Source organism: Vibrio sp. 1562, assembly GCF_033340155.1.
Lineage (GTDB): Bacteria > Pseudomonadota > Gammaproteobacteria > Enterobacterales > Vibrionaceae > Vibrio > Vibrio alginolyticus.
In genome coordinates this window covers 60204-76497 of sequence record NZ_JAWOVY010000008.1, presented here as the reverse complement: position 1 = coordinate 76497, position 16294 = coordinate 60204, and the positions used below count along the sequence as shown (strand labels likewise).

Sequence of the window (16294 nt, the reverse complement as noted above, 5' to 3'; positions counted from 1 at the left end):
GCATGAGAGCAGACCAGTGTTCATTAAGCCGTTGCTTTATCGTCTGCGGTCTTTATTTCCGGCCCGTAGCGCAGTGTTTAAGGCTTAGTCTTCAACTACAGTTGGTATGAAATCAATAGGTAAAAAGAAATGTTTACAGGAATAGTTCAGGGTACGGCGAAGGTCGTTAAAATTGATAAAAAAGAACGCTTTCAAACGCACGTTGTCGAGTTAAGCGATGAACTTTGTAAAGGGTTAGAAATTGGTGCATCCGTTGCACACAACGGATGTTGTCTAACTGTGACTAAGATCGAAGGCAACCTTATCAGTTTTGATTTAATGCAAGCGACATTGGCTCTTACTAATTTAGGTCGGCTGGTGGAAGGGGATAGCGTAAACATTGAGCGCGCGGCTAAGTTTGGTGACGAAATAGGCGGGCATAGCATGTCTGGTCATATTAGTTTGACGGCAGATATTGTCGATATCATCGATACGCCCAATAACCGCACGATTTGGTTTCAACTGCCGCAAGAATCAATGAAATATGTATTAGCGAAAGGTTACATTGGTTTAGATGGCTGCTCGCTAACTATTGGTGAAGTTGAAGCGTGTCGTTTTTCGGTACACCTAATTCCAGAAACCTTGCAGCGAACGCTTTTCGGAGTGAGACAAGTAGGGGAGCGTGTTAATATTGAGTTTGATCCTCAGACTCAAGCAATTGTTGATACTGTTGAGCGCGTTCTTGCAGCAAAACAGCTTTAGAATGAGAAAAAGGAGCCTAATGCTCCTTTTTCATTTAAGCGTTTTTATATTTCTGATGTTCACATGCTCGAGCTGTTATTCGTAATTGTCATCGATAATTAGTTCGACCTTATCTTGTAACTCATCCACTCGCATATTTAGGTGGATAGCGTGGCAACAAGCTGGGCAATCATCATAAAACTCTTGGTCACCATTACTTGCATCCAATGTAATGCCGATAGAGTGTCCGCAATGCGGGCACTTTACATACCTTTCGGTATAATTTTTCATACAACAACTCCTAATCTCGCAGGGCTTTTAAACACACTATTCATCAAGGAAGTACAGCCCTTTACTTACTTTGCCTACAAGGAAAATAGGCACAATCCAAAGTTAAGTCTCCTTTGATATTAGGTCGAGTTGTTGCTAATTGAGTCGAAATAAGTACAAAACTTGACCCCAAACTCAACCTTGAGCTTAGGGTGATCTTCTGTAGTGATGTGCCTCGAGATTTTACATATTGAAATATGCAGTGGCTTCCAAATTAATAAGAAATGATTTTATTAATAACCAGTTGAGCCTGTTCCAAGTAATGGCCGCCAAACAAATTACAATGGTTGAGAACATGGTAAAGGTTATAGATATCTTTACGCTCTTCATAGCTTGAAGAAAGTGGCATAACCGATTCGTAGCCTTGATAAAATTCTGGTTGAAATCCACCAAAAAGCTCCGTCATCGCAATATCACACTCCCTGTCCCCCCAATAGCACGCAGGATCGTAACAGATAGGACCGAATGCAGTGAGTGCCGCATTTCCATTCCATAAATCGCCATGCAACAAAGAAGGTTCCGGAGCATGGTTTGCTAGCCGCTGTTTTACGACATCGATAAAGTCATCGATATCAACCAAGGTGACGCCTTTTTCTTTAAGGAGCTGTAATTGCCATCCTATACGTTGCTCAGCAAAGAATACACACCATTTCTTGTGCCATTTGTTGGGCTGTAGAGTCGAACCGAGATAGTTGTCGGTATCAAAACCAAACTCTTTTTGCTCGCCCCACTGGTGTAGGTGAGCTAATTGCTGCCCAAATTTAAAGCTGTTGGGACCATCTTCTAATGGTTTCGTTGGAAGGTAGTTAAGAATTAAGAATGAGGCATTTTTGGTTTTACCAACCAATACCACCTCAGGTACAAATAGGGTGGATGTTTCACGCAAAAGATGCAGGCTTTCAGCTTCTACCTCAAATTTCGACAAAAACTCGCGATCGTTAATTTTCACAAAATAACGTTGCTCGCCATCATTGATCATGTAGCTTTCACTGATATCCCCACCAGACAGCCTTACTTTTTCCGTGATCTGGTAATCGAACAATAAAGTATCAGAAAGCTGTTGCGATATTGCTTGCCACATACAAAACCTCGCGAATCTATTTGACCACCAATAGTTTAGGATAAATAGCAGGGAGTTGGCGCTATGTTGAGCATACTTAGTAAAGAAACCTTCCTCTTAGTGTAGTCAATTTGTATAAATGTGAATCAAATCGCTTATAAGCCTCTGATTTGTTGGCTTAGCATATGGAGATGGACGTTTACAACAGGTATTATGATTTTTTTGACGTTAGTTCCATTGGTGGCATGAAAATACTGATATGTGATGACTCAGCTGTTGCAAGAAAGCTTATTGCGCGTTCTATCGTACAAGATACATCATTGCATCTTATTGAAGCGCAAGATGGTTATGAGGCGCTTAATATTCTTGCTGAGCAAAATATCGATATTTTGTTTCTCGATTTAACGATGCCCATAATGGATGGTTTTGAGGTCCTCGAATCATTACCTGTTAGTCAGTACCCGACCAAAATCGTCATTATTTCTGGAGATGTTCAACAAGAGGCAAAACAGCGCTGTCTCGATCTTGGTGCTCAAGCTTTTATCGCTAAGCCTCTGACAGAAGAGCAGGTGCTCCCACTATACGAACAATTAGGGCTGCATTATGCGTTCAAACCTAGTCATTCGGTTGATTCTAAAAACCAGGGTTGCGAAGAGCTTTCCTTACTAGCCAAATTCCGTGAAATTGCGAACATTGCCCTTGGTAAAGGGGCTGCGATTATGGCTGACCATTTACATGAGTTCATCCAACTTCCTGTTCCTCATGTTGGACCGTTGTCCTACGGCGAGCTTCATATGACACTGGTTGATGTGGTTGGGCGTGACAGTTCCGTTGCGGTAGCGCAGAGGTTTGTCGGTGGTGGTATTCACGGAGAGGCACTGGTGTGCTTACGTGGTAGGGATATCAATCAGATTGGGGAAAAATTAGGTTACCTCCTTGAGTTTACGCCTCATAATGAAATCATCTTGAATATCTCTAACCTACTGGTCTCGTCATTTCTCACATCATTGGGCGATCAACTCGACAAGCAGTTCTCACTTCGTCAGCCAGGCATTGTGGATACCTTAACACCTTATTGTGAAGAGCAAGGCGAGTTGGGTGAGCTCTTTACTATCGAATACACCTACATGGCAGAAGCGCTCGATTTCGAGTGCGAGGTACTGTTTTTAATTGATAAGCCATCCGTAGAAATAATCTATGAAATCATGGAGCTAATCTAATGTCCGATATCACGCTGGACATAGCAGACTTTCATTGGGTCACACAAATTCTCGATACGATGGATTCAGGGCTTATTGTTTTGGATCAAGAGTATAAAGTGTGTGTGTGGAACAGTTTTATGCAGTCATACAGTGGCGTTCTATCACAAGAAATTCTTGGTGAATGTTTATTTGAGCATTTTGAAGAGCTGCCAAGAACTTGGCTAGAAACCAAGATAAAAGCTGCCGCCGATCTGGAAACTCGTTCTTTTTCTAGCTGGGAAAACCGACCGTACCTTTTTAAGTTCAACAATTTTTCTCCGGTTTCAAACAGCAGTGATTTTATGTATCAAGATATCGTGATCACGCCGTTAATTGGGCTTTCAGGAGAGGTCAGCCACATAGCGATTCAAGTCAATGATGTTTCTGAAACTGCGAGAAATCGCATTCATTTGAAAGAAACAAATCAACATTTGTCGGAAATCAGTCGCAAAGATGGTTTAACAGGTTTATTTAATCGCGCTTATTGGGAGCAATCATTGAAAGATGAGTTTGCTCACTTAAAAGTTATCGACGGACCATGCTCATTAGTAATATTCGATATCGACCACTTTAAGAAGGTGAATGATACTTATGGTCACCCGACAGGGGACGAAGTCATTCGTCGAACCTCTGCCTTGTTGAGAAAAACAGCAAGGAGCAGTGACATCTGCGGTCGTTTTGGTGGTGAAGAGTTTACCGTACTACTTCCTCACACAAACCAGGAGCAAGCTTGCTATTTCGCAGAGCGTTTGCGCAAAAGAATTGAGCAAGAGATCGTGAAAGTGGAAGATTTTTTGATTAATTACACGATAAGTATTGGTGTTTGCGAGTATAAGCCTTATTTTGAAACTCACACTCAATGGTTAAAGAGTGCCGATGCTGCGCTGTATCGTGCAAAAGAAAATGGTCGTAACCAAACCTGTTTGCATGAAAATGACTGAAATATAAAAAGGTTTGAAGAAACCCTGTATCCGAATTCAGTGAAGCAAAGCTCAATTGTTTGAAAATCATCCAGTTGGTTCGTGAATGTTTGTTAATATGAAATAAGTTAATGAAATTTTCTCGGCATGTCTTACTATTGAAACTATTCTGCTTTCAGCTTCGAAGGCTTGCAATAAACGGAGAAAAACAGTGGTTTTAGAAACCGATGGATATCTCGCTCTTATCGAGCACTTGTCTCTAAATCTAGATATTTTTACGACCGAAATTGGCGACACTGGATCCGAAAGCATCGAAGATGTTGTCACCGATATGGTGGCTTCAAACATCATGGCGATTTTTGAGCAAAATCCAGAACTTCACTCGAGCGTACGCTTCAAATTATTGAAAGAGGCTGATGCAGTTGTTGAAGATCTTGGTGAGATATTGGCTGGGGTATGGCATAAAAAAGCGACCAATGAACAGATCACGTTCCTTGATGAATACATCGCTCTGGTCAAAAATCTGTTCGATAATGCTGTTGCGACTTACGACTGATATTGTTTTAACTTACAGCAATGTCCGGTTAAAGAGTGAGAGGAGTTACATTGTAACTCTTCTTATTTGCCAAAACTTAGATGCCCAGTATGGGTTGTCGATTCTTGAAATAATCACACCTCTAGACGTCGATGCATGCATGAACTGCTTGTTACCCAAGTAAATTCCGACATGATAAGTTGTACGTCTTGTTTTAAAAAACACTAGATCCCCTTGCTTGGCATCCGTCCAACTTAACTCCACACCTTGCTTTGATTGCTGCTTCGTTGTCCTTGGTAACGAGAGCTGATAAGCCTCAATAAACGCTTTTTGTACAAATGCTGAGCAATCAATTCCAGATTTCTGTGTCCCGCCTAAGCGATAAGGCGTGCCGTGCCACTCTGAGTAAAAGTCGAACAAGTCAGGGTTGTCCGACAATAGCTGATTTGTAGGTGTTGTCACCTGTGCTTGCTCACTAGGCTCAGGCCCAGAAGAGCAGGCGCTTAGTAGCACACTGATTATCAAAGGAAAATATACTCGACGCAAATCACCACCTGTCATCTCTATGACCCACAACTGAAATATTAGTGTCATAACCAATCCATAGTATGGGCTGCAAATCACGGTTTTGTCTCACAAATGTGACGGAATCACTGCAGAACCGATTCAACCTTAAGAAAGAATAAAAATTGATTATGGCAAAGCGAAAACGCTCACGCACATCACTTTCACTGATTCAGGCTGTCAGTGCAACATTTTTAACTATCATTGCTCTTGTTATAGCCCTTTCTGTCTCAAGTTTCAAAGGAATGGAACAGGTAGGGGAACAATTTGAAGACTTGTCGCAAAAAGCATTACCAATCGCGATGGCAAACGCAAAGTTAACCAGGAATGTATTGGAGATGGTTAAGCTACTCAACCATGGTATGCAGATTACTGAGCCGAAAGAGTTGCCTCTCATAAAAGAGCAAATCGACTCTCTTGCAACTCAAAGCACAACTTTGGTTGTGAAAGCGTCTGGTGTAGCTCAGCAACTCTCGGAGGAGTTAGACACCAAACTAGCGCGTTTACATAACATCACGCAGTCCATTTTGTTGAAGCAATCTTCGGTGATACAAATTCAAATGGATATTGATGCCGCTGTTGGTGGTTTTCGCTATGGGCTTAGCTCTATCGGCCCGGAAATGAATCGAATCAGTTCGTTCCTTAGTGCTGATAATCCTGAGTCGAGCGATGCCGCTAACCGTTTCATTGCTTCTGCAAGCTCAATGGAAAGTACGTTCTTAGTCATGATGATGCACTCAGAATTAAACAAAGCCGAAAAAGAATACCGAGAAATGCGAAATCGCATAGCAGGTATTAAACTCGCCTATGAAGACTTCCAATCTTTTCATCCTGAAGTAAGTGAATATGCAAGCTTAACCGCACCATATGAGATGGTGAAACAAGGCTTTAGTGAAAAGGGCGTGCTGCGTTTGATCCTCGCCAAACTAGAACAAGGGGAATTGCAACGTTCAGAGTTTAAACAGGCTTCGATGCTTGCGGATGAAACCATGCCGGTTACTTGATCAAATCTCCCAAACCGCTGGTCAGTTGATCGATGAAAAAGAGCGGGTGGTCAACGAGACCATTGAATCGGTGAGCGTTGTGCTCGTGTTTGCGGCGTGTGTGATTTCTTTTATTATTCTGGTTACTTGGTTTAGTCTCAAGTCATGGACAAACCGAGGGTTAAGGAATGTACTAACGCGTCTTTCAGCACTTACCGAACATGATTTTCGTGACAAGGCAGAAGAAGTCGGCCCTTATGAGCTGAAAGAAGTAGCACGAAAGTTGAATCAAGTAATCGATTCCACACACGACTCCATTCAAACGGTGACGCGCAATTGTGAAACGCTTTATCAGACGGCAGAAGTAAGTCACAGTGCAGCCGAACAAACAAGTGATGGGTTGGCAACACAAAATGAAGCGTTGTCTAGTATGATCACGACCATAACGCAGCTTGAAGCCTCTATTCGTGAAATAGCAATGGTGACAAATGCATCTTCACAGGACTCGCTCCTTGCAACCCAGCACACTGAAAAAGGGGTTCAAGTCGTGGAACAAAACCGCGAACGTTTGGAGTCATTAGAAAGCTCTTTGGATGTAAATGAACAGTCAATGTTAGAGCTAGACCAGCGTGTAAAACAGATTCGTGAAATGGTCGATATGATCAGTGGGATCGCGGACAACACCAACTTACTTGCTCTCAACGCAGCAATAGAGGCTGCCCGTGCTGGTGAGCAAGGGCGTGGATTTGCGGTTGTCGCTGATGAAGTTCGCAAACTTGCAAGTGATACCTCTCAACAAACTACGAACATCCGAGAAATGATGAGCGAGCTTATTACTGCCGCAGAGCGTTCGCGCCAAGCAGTTAATGATTCAAGAGAAGAAATGACCCACGCGCTACAGTCCAGCAATGAAGTGAAATCGACATTTTCTGATATCAACCTCGCGGTTAAGCACATTCAAGAACGTGTTGAACAAATCTCAGTTGCTACAGAAGAACAAGAACGAGCGACGGCAGATGTATCTCAATCCATCACGCATATTTCTGATCTTGGCGAACGCACAAAGCTGCAGCTTGAGTCTATGGTTGAGAGTTCTGAGCAAGTGGCGGAAATTGCCGGGCACCAGCAAGCAATGCTGCACAAGTATGAGCTTCATCAGACCAAGTAAATGAGATGTTTCTACCGACTAAAAGCAGAACCTCGGTTCTGCTTTTTTGTTACGGCTACCCATTCAATGGCTCCTATTTGCATTGCAAGAGTGAGTTACATCTCATCTCGTTCATTTCTAAAGGGTTTAGTTATCACAACGTGATGTTAATGCTTTGTTCGAGGGACTCGTTGACTAGAATGTCGCTAGAATTCAAAGGAATGAATCATGCAGCTTCATGCGATTTCTTTATATCCAGAGAAAGCTAAAGCCTTTTGCTTGAAGCATAAGGAGTGGTTTTGTGATCGATAAAGTTTGCCCCGTTGTTCTACGTAATCAAAATCAAGAGATCCTACTTTTTAAACATCCGTTGGCGGGTGTTCAGCTCGTCAAGGGCACTGTTGAAGTGTTTGATGAAAGTTACATCATAGCAGCCAAGCGGGAGCTCGCTGAGGAGTCTGGTATCACACATGTTCGTTCCGCACGATATTTATGCTCATGGGACAGTGGCTTTCAAAATCAAGTATGGCATTTTGTTTTGTGTGAGTGTGCTGACCTCGCTAATTCATGGCTGTTTCATACGCAAGACGATGGTGGACATGATTTCGCGTTCTTCTGGCACGATGTCGAGAGCGGCCTTCCCGCGAATGCACATACTGTGTTTCAGCGCGGGCTGGAAAAGGTACGAGAGTTGATAAACCAAGGCGTGATTTAAAGGAGGATTCTGTCGTTGCATTGGCGGATTTGGGACAATGACAAAGCAAACACTATGCTAAATAAAGAAGGTAGAGCAGCCGTTACTGTTCTCATCGTGTTGATAATGGCACTGTCGATCTCAAAAATGGCGATGGGATTACAAATGTTTAAGTGACTTCTATATGCTTTGCTCATTCATTCAGATAAGGAAACGGTAATGGAAAAATTCGTCGTGTTTCTCTTATGCCTTTTTATGACAGTTGGCGGAGTGGTTCATCTTTATGACAACATTGTTGGTGGCTTTTTACCTTACGATTTTGCGCCACGCTGGTTGAATATGTATTGGAGCTCGTTGGGGCTGTTAGACTTATTAGCAGCGTATCTATTGGTCAAGCATCGCCGCTCTGGCCTAGTGGTTATGTTATTGATTCTTATAACCAATGTTATCTTTAGTTCCCACGCTCACTATACATTAGAAATATTAGATAACAACGTCGCCCTACAAATGAAGACACTGTTTTTAGGGTTCTCATTTGGGGTATCTATCTGGTTATGGAATGCGCGAAAACATAGTCAATCGCGCCAAATATTTCGTTAATTATTATTTTCACAACACTCGATTAAGGATTGTAAACAGGGACTCGTTATGAACGATTTTAAAGACTTGGCCAGTTTTGCTGGTTTCAGCGTACTGACAGGTTTGAGCTTTGCCACCACTTTCTTCAGCCTTGCTTTTCTATACAGCTCAATAGAGGCACAGCAAGTAATGAACACCAATGCTTTGGCATGTGCAGTGCTTGGTGTTGTTGGTTTATTTGTTGGTATTACTCAGTTAAACAAAAAGCGTCAGCTAGCAGAAAACTAATCTGTTCTTACACATCATGAGGATGAAGTAGTGTTTAACAGGGGTTTAGGCTTGGTCTATTCGTTTTGTTGACATACTTCATCCAACAATATTTTTTCAACCATTACTTCTTCTCTTTATTGTAGCGAAAGGGCTGCGTTAACAGCTTATCTAATCTTTGCTCTTCTTCGTCTCTAATTTCCGGCACACCAATAACAACATCTTCATGACCCAACTTAGGCTGAGCTCGGTATGTCCCAAAAAAGCGGTCCCAAACTGAAAGGAAAAAACCAAAGTTTGAGTGGGTCTCTTTTACTATCACTGAATGGTGCACGCGATGCATGTCTGGTGTAACGATGACGTTTCGCAGTTTTTGGTCCATAGATAAAGCCAGTTTTGCATTACTGTGATTAAACATCGCGCTCGCATTAAGCACAATTTCAAATACCACAATTCCGATAGGTGAAACACCTAAGATAAACACGGCTGCAATTTTTACTCCCATTGAAATGATTATTTCGAAGGTATGAAAGCGTGCGCCTGTGGTGACGTCTATGTCGAGATCGGCGTGATGCATTCGGTGAATCTTCCACAGCGGCTTTACATGATGAAAGACAACATGCTGAGCGTAAATGACGAAATCAAGCAAAATGACGGTTAGAAAAATATTTAACCAAGCGGGGAGGGACAGAATATTCAGCAGCCCCCATTGTTGCTCCTGAGCTATGACCGCAGCTTGAAAGGCGGCGATAGGCATGATTAAAGCAATAACTAGGCTGTTAAAAGCAACCAATGACAAGTTATTGACCCAGCGAAACCTGCGCGAAGCGGTCAGTGTTTTTCTAGGCAATTTGTTCTCCCAAATGGCACAAAGCAATAATACGCCAAGGAAAAAGCCTAATCTGAGCCATGAGGGTTCTTGAAATGTCGTTTCTGTCACTGTCATTCCCTTATTTATTTCTTTATCTATGACCGAGATAAGAGTGAAATTATTTCAACACACTGCTGATGGGCTTATCTTGAGGCGAAACCATAATATCAGTAGAATCGCGCTCTACTTTTTACTTGGCATTACTTACCATGAGAATTCACGCTTTCCACCGTTTATATCAGTACCGACAATCTATCTCAACCAAGCCTTTCAACGCGCGTGGATGTAAAGTGGTTCGTTGCCAATATTGCCAGGTTTCTGAGCAACACTGTTTGTGCGACCTTCAGCCAAACATCAAGGCCAATATTGCATGTATGTTGATTGTTTCTGAAAACGAAGTGTTTAAGCCAAGTAATACCGGTCGTCTAATCGCTGATACGATTCAAGAGACTTACGTGTATCAATGGAACCGAACAGAACCGTCTGAAGAGATGCTAGCGCTACTACAGGATGACAGTTACCAACCGGTGATTGTATTTCCTGCAGACTATGTGGATGATCCCTCTCGTTTAATTGAAGATCTAGAGCCAGGGCGATTGGTAAAAGAAGATGTCGAGAACAAAAAATGGTTGCTGATCTTTATTGATGGTAGCTGGCGTGAGGCACGAAAGATATTCCGTCGTTCTGATTTTCTTAAATCTTTGCCTGTGCTTTCCATTGAGCCGGAATCTCTGTCTGAATACATCATGCGCCGCTCCGAGAATGAGCAGCATCTTTCAACCGCCGAAGTCGCGACATTAGTTTTAAAACAAGCTGGTGAGCCGAAAGCTGCGGAATGCCTTCAATTGTGGTTTGAAGCCTTCAGAGAAACTTACATGCTGAGCAAGACTCGAGTCAAAAACGACCCTAACCAGCCACACTTGAAACGTTTCAAAGAGTGGATGAAAACCGAGAGCTGACTCTAAGGAATGAGCTTTTGTTGATGGTATGTTGTTCAACTGGCTTCGGTGAGGGGATAAATCTGCATTCGGTCACGGTTTGCAGGCGTACAGATATGGATAATGCCATCAGTTTATACTTTTGACTCTAGCCATTTTGAGAGTCGTTTGAAGCATTTTTTAGGAGAGAAATACATGTATTACGGCTTTGATGTCGGTGGCACTAAAATTGAATTTGGTGCATTTAACGAGAAGCTTGAGCGTGTAGCGACGGAACGTGTACCTACACCAACAGACAACTACGAGCTGCTGGTTGATACCATTGCGGAATTGGTGAATAAATACGATACAGAGTTTGGCTGTGAAGGTACGATTGGTCTTGGCCTACCAGGTATGGAAGACGCCGATGATGCAACGGTACTAACAGTTAACGTTCCTGCGGCAAAAGGCAAACCACTTCGTGCTGATCTAGAAGCTAAAATCGGTCGCAGCGTAAAAATTGAAAACGATGCAAACTGTTTCGCGCTTTCTGAAGCCTGGGACGAAGATCTTCAAGATGAACCATCTGTACTAGGTTTGATCCTTGGTACTGGTTTTGGTGGCGGCTTTATCTACGAAGGCAAAGTATTCTCTGGCCGCAACCACGTAGCGGGTGAGGTGGGTCACACACGTCTTCCTATCGACGCATGGTTCCACCTAGGCGAAAACGCACCATTACTGGGTTGTGGCTGTGGCAACAAAGGCTGTTTAGATAGTTACCTATCTGGTCGTGGTTTCGAGCTTCTTTACGCGCATTACTACGGCGAAGAGAAGAAAGCGATCGACATTATTAAAGCGCACGCAGAGGGTGAGGAGAAAGCAGTAGAGCACGTCGAGCGCTTTATGGAGCTGCTAGCGATCTGCTTTGCAAACCTGTTTACTGCAACAGACCCACACACCGTTGTACTTGGTGGCGGCTTATCTAACTTCGAATTGATTTACGAAGAGATGCCAAAACGCATCCCTAAACACTTATTGTCTGTGGCTAAGTGTCCTAAGATCATCAAAGCAAAACACGGTGATTCAGGTGGTGTACGCGGCGCTGCGTTCTTAAACATCAAGTAATGACTTAAACCTTACTCGATATAAAGTAAGAAGAAATTTAAAGCCCCGTTTAGACTTTCAAGGTTAAACGGGGCTTTTACTTATATACCTAAGTAATTTCGGTATGCTCGGGTATAGATCATGAACAAAAGTAGCATGCATAAAAAACTCACGACGAATCGTGAGTTTTCTGTTTGCAGCTAAGCTTATTTGTTCTTTTTGCCTACGCCCAGGTTTTCTTTTTGAGCTAGGGTGATTTTGCTAAAGCCTAATTTTCTGAAGTAGTTGTCGCGGTAGTTTCGCACCGCTTTAGTGTCAGACACTGCTTCGATTTGTTGCTCCATCTTTAGGAACTCAGTGATATCGATACCTTCGGCTTCTGCAACTGCTTCTTGAATGTTGCGGTGCTGCTGGTATGAGAACGTCAGTTCTTTGTCTTGGTCTTTGTAAGTGTAAAGAATGGTGCGAGCCATAGCTGTCTCTCTGAAAAGGTTTCTGTATTAAACAAAAAGGCCAGACTCGCTGACCTTTGAATTTCTAGTTTGAGCTAGATTCTGCCTTGAAGTGGGATAATTGTCACGCTTTCTCCCGCTTTTACTGTATCAATAGCTGGGGAGATTTCGATCAAACAGTTCGCCTCACTCATTGAACGCAGAATACCAGAACCTTGCTTGCCTGTTGTACGAACGGTTAAACGGCCAGTTTCATCCAGCTCATAGACGCCACGGCTAAACTCGGTACGACCTTGGCGAGAGCGAAGATTCTCAGTCGCGATGGCATTCACTTTCAGAGGCTTCCAGCCTTGTTCGCCTTGCATCTTACGCAGTGCAGGCTCAACAAAGTTGATGAATGAAACCATCACGGCAACGGGGTTGCCCGGCAGACCAAAGAACGGCTTGTTGTTGATTTGACCAAACGCTAATGGACGTCCCGGACGCATGTTGATTCGCCAAAAATCGATTTGACCAAGTTTATCCAAGGCAAGTTTGATGTAATCCGCATCACCAACGGATACGCCACCAGAAGTCATAACCACGTCCGCTTGCGCCGATGCGTTTTCCAACGCTTCAATCATTAACTGTTCGTTGTCTTCCAGAATACCGAAATCCAAGATCTCGCAGCCGAGCTTTTCAAGCATGCCCATGATGGTAAAACGGTTGGAATCGTAGATAGAATTCGCTTTTTGCTCTGTTCCCGGCGCTTGTACTTCGTCACCGGTGGAGAACACGGCAACTTTCACTTTGCGGAACACATTCGCTTCACCAAAACCAAGCGAAGCGATCATGCCCATTTCTGGAGAGGCTAGGCGAGTGCCTGCGGTAAAGACGTCACTGCCGATAGCGAGATCTTCACCTGCTTGACGAACGTTTTGGCCTGCTTTGATATTCGCACCGTTAAAGGTGACCTTGTCACCTTCTTGAGAGGCTTGCTCACGCATGACCACTGTGTCGCCGTTACGTGGTGTTGGTGCGCCAGTCATGATCTTCACCGCTTGACCAACGTCCAGAGGTTGATCGTAAGCATGGCCCGCCATCACTTCAGCAACCACTTGGTAGCTATCACGGTCAACATCATCACTGCGGATGGCATAACCGTCCATCGCGGAGTTGGTGTATTGCGGCACATTTACTGGTGAAACGATATGTTCCGCAAGAACGCGGCCATAGGCGTTTTCAATCTTGCATGCTTCTATTTCCGAAACCGTGTTCACCAAAGAAAGGATTTTCTCTTGGCCTTGAACCACAGAAAGGAACGCCGGAGAAAGTGTGTCGCAACATGCGGCTTCTTTCTCTTTGTTTTTTGGTGCTTTCGCTTCTTGAACATACTGAATAACGAACTGAGCAATCGCTTCAAGATCATTGATGTTCATTTGTGGCAGTTCAGAGTCCAACTCGCCGCCGTCTGAAGCGATAGCGATGATGTTTTCATCGTTTGGATAAAGCCAAGGCTTGCCGACTTCTTCACGGTGCAATTCGATTTTAGGAAACGCGATGTTTTTGCAGCCTTCGACCAAAACCACATCAAGCATGTCTTCATCAAAACGTGTTAATAGGAATTCAAACTCCGCTTCGGCTTCTGGCGTTTCTGTCATTAACGCAAAACGGTTGCGAGAAGCAATCAGCATTTGAGATGCGCCAGCTTTGCGTAAACGGTAGCTGTCTTTACCCGGCTTATCGACATCGAAGTTGTGGTGCGCATGTTTTAGCATGCCAATGCGTAAACCTGCTTCGGTCAGCTTTGGCAATAGGGCTTCAAGTAGCGTGGTTTTGCCTGTGCCTGAATAAGCTGCAAAACCAAGAATAGGAATGTTTAGCGTGTGTTTCATGATTCTAATTGTCCAAATTGCGTCAGTTCTTCCGGAGTGTTCAAGTTGACGAAACAGTTTGGTGAGTCGCTAAAGTCAACGTAACTGGTGTTGCACTCTTTGTAGAGCAGAATGATTTTGCGGTCGCCACGTTCTAAAAACGCGGTGAGTTTTGGCAGTACGCGCTTGTGGTAGAGCGTAAAAACAGGTTGCTGATGGTCACCATCATGCGCGACCAAAATATCGCTGTCTTCTTTGACGGACTGGCAGAAACGCTCGACAAGGTCGGTGTTAATTTGTGGACTATCGCAAGGTACAAATCCGACCCAGTCGGTTTCAGCATGCATCAAACCCGCGTGAATACCGCCCATAGGCCCAGGGAAATCTTTGAATTGATCACTAAATACGAAACCAAATTTGCTGTACGCATCTTGGTTTCGGTTGGCATTAATTAAAATGCGTGGAGTTTGTGGAGATAAACGTTCAATAACGTGTTCGATGAGTGGCTTCTGATTTAATTCAATCAGACCTTTATCTTTTCCACCCATACGGCTGGCTTGGCCACCAGCCAAAATGACCCAACTAGTTTGTGTTGGTTGAAGCATATGCATTCTCTTGGGATGTTTCTTTTGGTATGACATACAACAGAGGAGACTCTATCAAAGTCTTGTCTTTAATCCACCACTGTTTTTTACATAAGTCGGTCAGTGCGTTGGCCTGATGACTTGTCACCACGATACTGGAACCACGATCCAAAAGATCTTTCGCCATCACCACCAATCGTTCAATGGATTCTTGGTCTAAAGACGCACTTGGCTCATCCATCAATAAAATCGACGGCTTTAAGATCCAAGCCCTTGCCATGGCAACGCGCTGTTTTTCACCGCCGGACAACACGGAAATATGTTCGTCCGCTAAGGTTTCTAAACCTACCATGCGCAGCGCGTGAATAACTTGAGCTCGCTTATCTTTTTGCGTGTCTTGTTGATATTTCACTCCATAGACTACGTTTTCATATACAGTGCCGTCAAAAAGGTAAGGGGATTGATGGAGATAAATCACATCGACACGACCATTGCGACGCGTCAGTCTTTTCAGCCACGTATCTTTTGGCGCAACAACATCGCCAGTAGAGGGTTTGAGCAAGCCAGCAAGGATTTTGAGTAGGGTAGTTTTGCCCACACCATTGTCACCCTTGAGATAAATGGCATCATTTGGGCCGATGGCTAACTCAGGGATGTGGAAAAGCACACGCTCTTTAAAGCGCATGGATAACTGTTCGGCGGTGATTTTTATAGTCATAATTCGCCTCGACATGGGGTTAATGGTGAGTCGTTTGTTTGCTTCATGTTCTATGTTCTGAGGTAGCCTTTGCCTCTCATACTTGATAAGAAGAAGTTTAGAGCCAACGCTAAAGATAGTAATACAATTCCTAATGCAACTCCTTGCGCAAAAGCACCTTTACTGCTTTCCATTGCGATAGCCGTGGGAATATTTCGCGTCACGCCCATAATGTTCCCACCAACCATCATTGAGCAGCCCACCTCGGTCACGATACGTGAAAACCCTGCAATGATAGCCGCAAGTAGAGGAAAGCGGGTTTCCCAAATCATCGTAGCTGCCAAGCGCGGAATGGAGACGCCCAGCGTGATGGCAGTTTCCACTGCACGACGGTCGCTAGATTGTAATGCACCATGCATCATCGATACCAAAACAGGGAAGCAGATCACCATTTGGCCGAAGATCATTGCCTTCTGAGTGAACAGCATTTGCCAGTCTCCCCAAGGGCCAGCACGCGACAGCAACATGTACAGCAACAGGCCAATCACCACGGTAGGGACCGCTTGCAGCGTATTTACGATCGACAACAAAAACCATTTACCGCGAAAGTCGGTATACGCCAGTACAAAGGACATCAAAATAGCCGGCAATACCACTAGGGATATTGCCGTGATAGAAACACTAAAGGAGACCGCAACGATCTCCCATAGGTCTGCATCAAAATTCACCAGTAAGCGAAGCGCTTCCAGTGTTGTATCAGCAAGATTCATATTGCG

The 16294-nt window shown here is 43.8% G+C and carries 18 protein-coding genes and 1 pseudogene; 10 read left to right on the top strand and 9 right to left on the bottom strand.

The window, feature by feature from the left end:
• Positions 1-129: 129 nt before the first annotated feature.
• Entirely contained in the window at positions 130-741 is a 612-nt protein-coding gene (locus R7Z49_RS10705; RefSeq protein WP_005377625.1) for a riboflavin synthase, read from the top strand.
• A 75-nt stretch (positions 742-816) separates the two neighbouring features.
• Here R7Z49_RS10705 and R7Z49_RS10700 read toward each other — a convergent pair whose 3' ends face one another.
• Together R7Z49_RS10700 and R7Z49_RS10695 are read right to left on the bottom strand one after the other, a co-directional pair.
• On the bottom strand, positions 817-1011 hold the full coding sequence (locus tag R7Z49_RS10700; protein ID WP_005377624.1) for a CPXCG motif-containing cysteine-rich protein: 195 nt from the start codon (positions 1009-1011) through the stop codon (positions 817-819).
• Positions 1012-1264: 253 nt separating this feature from the next.
• A complete protein-coding gene (locus R7Z49_RS10695) occupies positions 1265-2131 on the bottom strand; it encodes a fructosamine kinase family protein (protein ID WP_005377623.1) in 867 nt (288 codons plus the stop codon).
• Positions 2132-2355: 224 nt separating this feature from the next.
• Here R7Z49_RS10695 and R7Z49_RS10690 point away from each other — a divergent pair, with 224 nt between their 5' ends.
• From R7Z49_RS10690 to R7Z49_RS10680, 3 genes are all read left to right on the top strand, one after another.
• Positions 2356-3330: a response regulator gene (locus R7Z49_RS10690; RefSeq protein ID WP_021033872.1), complete on the top strand. Its 975-nt coding sequence runs from the start codon at positions 2356-2358 to the stop codon at positions 3328-3330.
• Positions 3330-4292, top strand: coding sequence for a GGDEF domain-containing protein (locus R7Z49_RS10685; RefSeq protein WP_025766666.1), 963 nt, complete (start codon positions 3330-3332; stop codon positions 4290-4292). The genes R7Z49_RS10690 and R7Z49_RS10685 overlap by 1 nt, the downstream gene beginning before the upstream one ends.
• Before the next feature lie 190 nt (positions 4293-4482).
• On the top strand, positions 4483-4827 hold the full coding sequence (locus R7Z49_RS10680; RefSeq protein WP_005377620.1) for a DUF3802 family protein: 345 nt from the start codon (positions 4483-4485) through the stop codon (positions 4825-4827).
• A 45-nt stretch (positions 4828-4872) separates the two neighbouring features.
• Here R7Z49_RS10680 and R7Z49_RS10675 read toward each other — a convergent pair whose 3' ends face one another.
• Positions 4873-5367 carry an NlpC/P60 family protein gene (locus R7Z49_RS10675; RefSeq protein WP_186584267.1) on the bottom strand — a complete coding sequence of 165 codons (495 nt, stop codon included), beginning with the start codon at positions 5365-5367 and terminating at the stop codon, positions 4873-4875.
• 134 nt (positions 5368-5501) lie between these two features.
• On the opposite strand from R7Z49_RS10675, the pseudogene R7Z49_RS10670 reads away from it, so the two are divergent.
• The 4 genes and pseudogenes from R7Z49_RS10670 (at position 5502) to R7Z49_RS10655 (ending at position 9061) form a co-directional block, all read left to right on the top strand.
• Positions 5502-7521, top strand: a pseudogene (locus tag R7Z49_RS10670) (methyl-accepting chemotaxis protein).
• Between the two features lie 280 nt (positions 7522-7801).
• Positions 7802-8215 (top strand): NUDIX hydrolase, encoded by a 414-nt coding sequence (locus R7Z49_RS10665; RefSeq protein ID WP_053307087.1) that lies wholly within the window; start codon positions 7802-7804, stop codon positions 8213-8215.
• 198 nt (positions 8216-8413) lie between these two features.
• The gene (locus R7Z49_RS10660; protein WP_170890626.1) at positions 8414-8794 is read left to right on the top strand and encodes a hypothetical protein; all 381 of its coding nucleotides are present in this window, start codon (positions 8414-8416) and stop codon (positions 8792-8794) included.
• A gap of 48 nt (positions 8795-8842) precedes the next feature.
• Positions 8843-9061: a hypothetical protein gene (locus R7Z49_RS10655; protein ID WP_005389537.1), complete on the top strand. Its 219-nt coding sequence runs from the start codon at positions 8843-8845 to the stop codon at positions 9059-9061.
• Between the two features lie 103 nt (positions 9062-9164).
• Here R7Z49_RS10655 and R7Z49_RS10650 read toward each other — a convergent pair whose 3' ends face one another.
• Complete coding sequence (locus tag R7Z49_RS10650; protein ID WP_318111637.1) at positions 9165-9980, bottom strand: sterol desaturase family protein; 816 nt, start codon at positions 9978-9980, stop codon at positions 9165-9167.
• A gap of 140 nt (positions 9981-10120) precedes the next feature.
• Between R7Z49_RS10650 and R7Z49_RS10645 the strand changes: the two genes are divergently transcribed.
• Both R7Z49_RS10645 and nagK read left to right on the top strand, forming a co-directional pair.
• Positions 10121-10870, top strand: a complete 750-nt coding sequence (locus R7Z49_RS10645; protein ID WP_021033873.1) for a tRNA-uridine aminocarboxypropyltransferase — start codon at positions 10121-10123, stop codon at positions 10868-10870.
• A 174-nt stretch (positions 10871-11044) separates the two neighbouring features.
• Positions 11045-11953, top strand: a complete 909-nt coding sequence (gene nagK, locus R7Z49_RS10640; protein WP_005377586.1) for an N-acetylglucosamine kinase — start codon at positions 11045-11047, stop codon at positions 11951-11953.
• A gap of 185 nt (positions 11954-12138) precedes the next feature.
• Here the strand turns inward: nagK and R7Z49_RS10635 are convergent, their stop codons facing one another.
• From R7Z49_RS10635 to R7Z49_RS10615, 5 genes are all read right to left on the bottom strand, one after another.
• Positions 12139-12405 (bottom strand): DUF2960 domain-containing protein, encoded by a 267-nt coding sequence (locus R7Z49_RS10635; RefSeq protein WP_005377584.1) that lies wholly within the window; start codon positions 12403-12405, stop codon positions 12139-12141.
• Between the two features lie 74 nt (positions 12406-12479).
• Positions 12480-14258, bottom strand: coding sequence for a bifunctional molybdopterin-guanine dinucleotide biosynthesis adaptor protein MobB/molybdopterin molybdotransferase MoeA (locus tag R7Z49_RS10630; protein WP_318111635.1), 1779 nt, complete (start codon positions 14256-14258; stop codon positions 12480-12482).
• Entirely contained in the window at positions 14255-14842 is a 588-nt protein-coding gene (gene mobA / locus R7Z49_RS10625) for a molybdenum cofactor guanylyltransferase MobA (RefSeq protein ID WP_318111632.1), read from the bottom strand. The genes R7Z49_RS10630 and mobA overlap by 4 nt, the downstream gene beginning before the upstream one ends.
• Entirely contained in the window at positions 14820-15539 is a 720-nt protein-coding gene (locus R7Z49_RS10620; RefSeq protein ID WP_025766658.1) for an energy-coupling factor ABC transporter ATP-binding protein, read from the bottom strand. The genes mobA and R7Z49_RS10620 overlap by 23 nt, the downstream gene beginning before the upstream one ends.
• A 50-nt stretch (positions 15540-15589) precedes the next feature.
• On the bottom strand, positions 15590-16288 hold the full coding sequence (locus R7Z49_RS10615; RefSeq protein WP_005389524.1) for an ABC transporter permease: 699 nt from the start codon (positions 16286-16288) through the stop codon (positions 15590-15592).
• Positions 16289-16294 lie beyond the last annotated feature (6 nt).

Coding starts and splice junctions, on each gene's coding strand:
- mobA (WP_318111632.1), bottom strand. CDS start 14,842: ATGCTTCAACCAACACAAACTAGTTGGGTCATTTTGGCTGGTGGCCAA.
- R7Z49_RS10660 (WP_170890626.1), top strand. CDS start 8,414: ATGGAAAAATTCGTCGTGTTTCTCTTATGCCTTTTTATGACAGTTGGC.
- R7Z49_RS10690 (WP_021033872.1), top strand. CDS start 2,356: ATGAAAATACTGATATGTGATGACTCAGCTGTTGCAAGAAAGCTTATT.
- R7Z49_RS10675 (WP_186584267.1), bottom strand. CDS start 5,367: ATGACAGGTGGTGATTTGCGTCGAGTATATTTTCCTTTGATAATCAGT.
- R7Z49_RS10685 (WP_025766666.1), top strand. CDS start 3,330: ATGTCCGATATCACGCTGGACATAGCAGACTTTCATTGGGTCACACAA.
- R7Z49_RS10655 (WP_005389537.1), top strand. CDS start 8,843: ATGAACGATTTTAAAGACTTGGCCAGTTTTGCTGGTTTCAGCGTACTG.
- R7Z49_RS10620 (WP_025766658.1), bottom strand. CDS start 15,539: ATGACTATAAAAATCACCGCCGAACAGTTATCCATGCGCTTTAAAGAG.
- R7Z49_RS10705 (WP_005377625.1), top strand. CDS start 130: ATGTTTACAGGAATAGTTCAGGGTACGGCGAAGGTCGTTAAAATTGAT.
- R7Z49_RS10630 (WP_318111635.1), bottom strand. CDS start 14,258: ATGAAACACACGCTAAACATTCCTATTCTTGGTTTTGCAGCTTATTCA.
- R7Z49_RS10615 (WP_005389524.1), bottom strand. CDS start 16,288: ATGAATCTTGCTGATACAACACTGGAAGCGCTTCGCTTACTGGTGAAT.
- R7Z49_RS10645 (WP_021033873.1), top strand. CDS start 10,121: ATGAGAATTCACGCTTTCCACCGTTTATATCAGTACCGACAATCTATC.
- R7Z49_RS10700 (WP_005377624.1), bottom strand. CDS start 1,011: ATGAAAAATTATACCGAAAGGTATGTAAAGTGCCCGCATTGCGGACAC.
- R7Z49_RS10635 (WP_005377584.1), bottom strand. CDS start 12,405: ATGGCTCGCACCATTCTTTACACTTACAAAGACCAAGACAAAGAACTG.
- R7Z49_RS10695 (WP_005377623.1), bottom strand. CDS start 2,131: ATGTGGCAAGCAATATCGCAACAGCTTTCTGATACTTTATTGTTCGAT.
- nagK (WP_005377586.1), top strand. CDS start 11,045: ATGTATTACGGCTTTGATGTCGGTGGCACTAAAATTGAATTTGGTGCA.